This is a genomic window from Nocardia carnea, assembly GCF_029868325.1.
GTDB classification, from domain to species: Bacteria; Actinomycetota; Actinomycetes; order Mycobacteriales; family Mycobacteriaceae; genus Nocardia; species Nocardia carnea_C.
In genome coordinates this window covers 1-3,787 of the sequence record NZ_JARWNW010000221.1, presented here as the reverse complement: position 1 = coordinate 3,787, position 3,787 = coordinate 1, and the positions used below count along the sequence as shown (strand labels likewise).

Here is a 3,787-nt window from a genome sequence, read left to right as displayed (position 1 = left end):
AGGTCTCGTTCTTCACTCCTCCGCTCCTCCGCTTCGCTCCCCCGCTCCGTCGCTCCAGAACGAGCCGGGCCCCGAACCTTTGGGGCGGGCCGGGTGTTCTTGCTTTTGGGGTGGGCCGGGGCCGGATGTTCTTGTGCACTGGCGGGTGGGGGTGCGGGGCGGTGTTCGGAGGGGCGATGGTGCGATGTAGCGGCGGGCCGGTGTGCTGTTGGCGGGCCAGGGTGCGGGGTCTCGATGAGCCCGTAGTACGACACAGAGTAGGACCCGTTCGGTCGCCGCTCGGCGGACGGTTTACGATTCGAGAAGCGCAAGCTAACCGTTGGCTGTCCCGCGCGACGGGGCAGCGGGCAAACAGTGGAGCCTGCGGAGCGACCCTAAAGGCACCTTCAGGAGGATCAGTGACTGCCGTAGAGCCCAAGCCAGTCCCGCAGGGGGTGGAAGCGACTCGGCCATTTCCGGCACGATTGGGGCCGAAGGGGTCGTTCATATACAAGGCGGTGACAACCACGGACCCGAAGGTCCTGGGTGTCATGTACTTGACCACCTCGATGGCGTTCTTCCTCATCGGCGGCCTGATGGCACTGATGATGCGTGGGGAACTCGCTCGCCCGGGCCTGCAGTTCCTTTCGCCTGAGCAGTTCAACCAGCTGTTCACCATGCACGGCACGATCATGCTGCTGTTCTATGCGACCGCGATCGTGTTCGGTTTCGCCAACATCATCCTGCCGCTGCAGATCGGCGCCCCCGACGTCGCCTTCCCGCGACTGAACGCCTTCAGCTACTGGCTGTACGCGTTCGGCGCCACCATGGCGACCGCGGGCTTCATCACCCCCGGCGGTGCCGCGGACTTCGGCTGGACGGCGTACGTGCCGCTCACCGATATCCTGCATTCGCCGGGCGTGGGTACCGACCTGTGGATCATGGGCCTGGCCGTCTCCGGTCTGGGCACCATCCTCGGTGGTGTGAACATGCTGACGACGGTGGTCTGCCTGCGCGCTCCGGGCATGACCATGTTCCGGATGCCCATCTTCACCTGGAACATCGCCGTCACCAGCGTGCTGGTGCTGCTCGCGTTCCCGCTGCTGACCGCCGCCCTGATGGGCCTGGCCTACGACCGCCACCTCGGCGGCCACATCTACGACCCCGGCACCGGCGGTATCCTGCTCTACCAGCATCTGTTCTGGTTCTTCGGGCATCCCGAGGTGTACATCATCGCGCTGCCGTTCTTCGGCATCGTCTCCGAGATCTTCCCGGTGTTCAGCCGGAAACCGATCTTCGGCTACACCACCCTGGTCTACGCGACCCTCGGTATCGCGGCCCTGTCCATCGCCGTATGGGCGCACCACATGTACGCCACCGGCGCGGTGCTGCTGCCGTACTTCTCGTTCATGACCTTCCTGATCGCGGTCCCCACCGGCGTGAAGTTCTTCAACTGGATCGGCACCATGTGGAAGGGGCAATTGACGTTCGAATCACCGATGTTGTTCTCGGTGGGCTTCCTCGTCACCTTCCTGTTCGGTGGTCTGTCCGGTGTCATCCTGGCCAGCCCGCCGCTGGACTTCCACGTCACCGACTCCTACTTCGTGGTCGCGCACTTCCACTACGTGCTCTTCGGCACCATCGTGTTCGCCACCTACGCCGGAATCTACTTCTGGTTCCCGAAGATGACCGGCCGAATGCTGGACGAACGCCTCGCGAAATGGCATTTCTGGACGACGTTCCTCGGATTCCACCTCACCTTCCTGGTGCAGCACTGGCTGGGAGCGGAAGGTATGCCCCGCCGCTACGCCGACTACCAGGCCGGTGACGGGTTCACCACGCTGAACACCATCTCCACCATCGGTGCCTTCATCCTGGGCGCCTCGATGCTGCCGTTCCTGTGGAACGTCTTCAAGAGCTACCGCTACGGCGAAGTGGTGACCGTGGACGATCCGTGGGGTTACGGCAACTCGCTGGAATGGGCCACCAGCTGCCCGCCGCCGCGGCACAACTTCTACGAACTGCCGCGGATCCGGTCCGAACGCCCCGCCTTCGAACTGCACTACCCGCATATGATCGAGCGGATGCGCAAGGAAGCGCACGTCGGGTTCAACGGTGGAGCAAAACACCACGATCCCGACGTGGAGAAGAAGCTGGTCAAATCCTGACCCGCTCCCGCAGCACACAGACACAGCCCGTCGGCCTCGGTCGGCGGGCTGTGTTTTTGGCGCCGCCTTCGGCGGCGCGGGGTTTCGGCCCCCCTTGGACGGGCCGAAACCCTTTGAGGGCCTCGCTGGACTCGGCGCCGCCGTGGTTGCGTTCGGCCCGCCTGGGTCACAATCTCCGAGGGGCTCGCTGGACCGGGGCACGGCCGGGCACGTTCGATCATGGGACGGTCCGGGCTCGTGGGTCCTGATGGCGCGGTGCCGGCGGTGGGCACCATCGGGTGGGGTGGGGGGAACTTTCGGCGGGGCTTGCGCTTAGATTGTTGTGGGGTTTTCGGTCCTGCGACCGGCGTAGCGTTGCGCATCCCGGAGGCGACGCGGATGAATACAGGAGAGGTTTTGGCCGAGACAACCGTTCTCGTCACCGTTACCGGGCCCGACCGTCCGGGCGTGACGTCGGTGTTGTTGACCGCGCTGTCGCGGCATCGGGTGAGTCTGCTCGATATCGAGCAGGTGGTGATCCGCGGCCGGCTCACGCTGGGCGTGCTGGTCAGCTGCCCCTCCGATCCCGAGGCTTTGCAGGACGAGCTCGAAGAGGCGATGAACACCGTCGGCATGCAGGTCGATGTGAATGCCGGTGCCGATGCCGCCCGGGCGCCTGTTTCCACGCATGCCGTGGTGGTGCTGGGCGCGCCGGTGACGGCGCGGGCGTTCAGCGCGGTATCACGGGAGCTGGCCGCGCTCGGTGTGAACATCGACCTGATTCGCGGGATCGCCGACTATCCGGTCACCGGGATGGAGCTCATGGTCACCGCCCCGGACCGGGCGGGCGATACCGATTCGCAGTTGCGGACGGCGCTGGCCGAGGTCGCGGTCACCGAGCGCGTCGATATCGCGGTGGAGCGGGCCGGGCTGGCACGGCGGGCCAAACGGCTCATCGTGTTCGATGTGGATTCCACCCTCATCCAGGGCGAGGTCATCGAAATGCTGGCCGCCTACGCGGGTGTGGAAGAGCAGGTGCGCGCTGTCACCGAGGCGGCGATGCGCGGTGAGATCGATTTCGCGGAATCGCTGCGGCAGCGGGTCGCGACCCTGGCCGGGCTGGATGAATCGGTGATCGCGGAGGTCGCGGCGACCATCGCCCTGACCCCGGGGGCGCGCACCACCATCCGGACCCTGAAACGGCTCGGTTTCCGGTGCGGTGTGGTCTCCGGTGGCTTCCGGCAGGTGATCGACCCGCTCGCCCGCGAACTCGACCTCGATTTCGTACAGGCCAATGTGCTGGAAGTGGTCGACGGAAAACTCACCGGCCGGGTGGTCGGGCAGATCGTGGACCGCGCCTACAAGGCGACCGCACTGCGGGCGTTCGCGGCCGAATCCGGGGTCCCCATGGAACAGACCGTCGCCGTCGGCGACGGGGCCAACGATATCGATATGTTGAACGCGGCGGGTCTCGGTGTGGCGTTCAACGCCAAACCGGCGCTGCGCGAGGTCGCCGATACGGCCCTGTCGCACCCCTACCTCGATGCGGTGCTGTTCATCCTCGGGGTCACCCGCGACGAGGTGGAGGCCGCGGACGCGGAAGACGGGCTGCTGCGGCGGGTCCCGCTGGGGTAGTTGTGTTTTTTGGCGCCGCCTTCGGC

At 65.9% G+C, this 3,787-nt stretch carries 2 protein-coding genes; both read left to right on the top strand.

Annotated elements, in window-relative coordinates:
• Nucleotides 1-398: 398 nt before the first annotated feature.
• A complete protein-coding gene (gene ctaD / locus QH196_RS18425; RefSeq protein ID WP_280417039.1) occupies nucleotides 399-2,147 on the top strand; it encodes an aa3-type cytochrome oxidase subunit I in 1,749 nt (582 codons plus the stop codon).
• A 396-nt stretch (nucleotides 2,148-2,543) separates the two neighbouring features.
• Complete coding sequence (gene serB / locus QH196_RS18420; RefSeq protein ID WP_432279510.1) at nucleotides 2,544-3,761, top strand: phosphoserine phosphatase SerB; 1,218 nt, start codon at nucleotides 2,544-2,546, stop codon at nucleotides 3,759-3,761.
• Nucleotides 3,762-3,787: the final 26 nt, after the last annotated feature.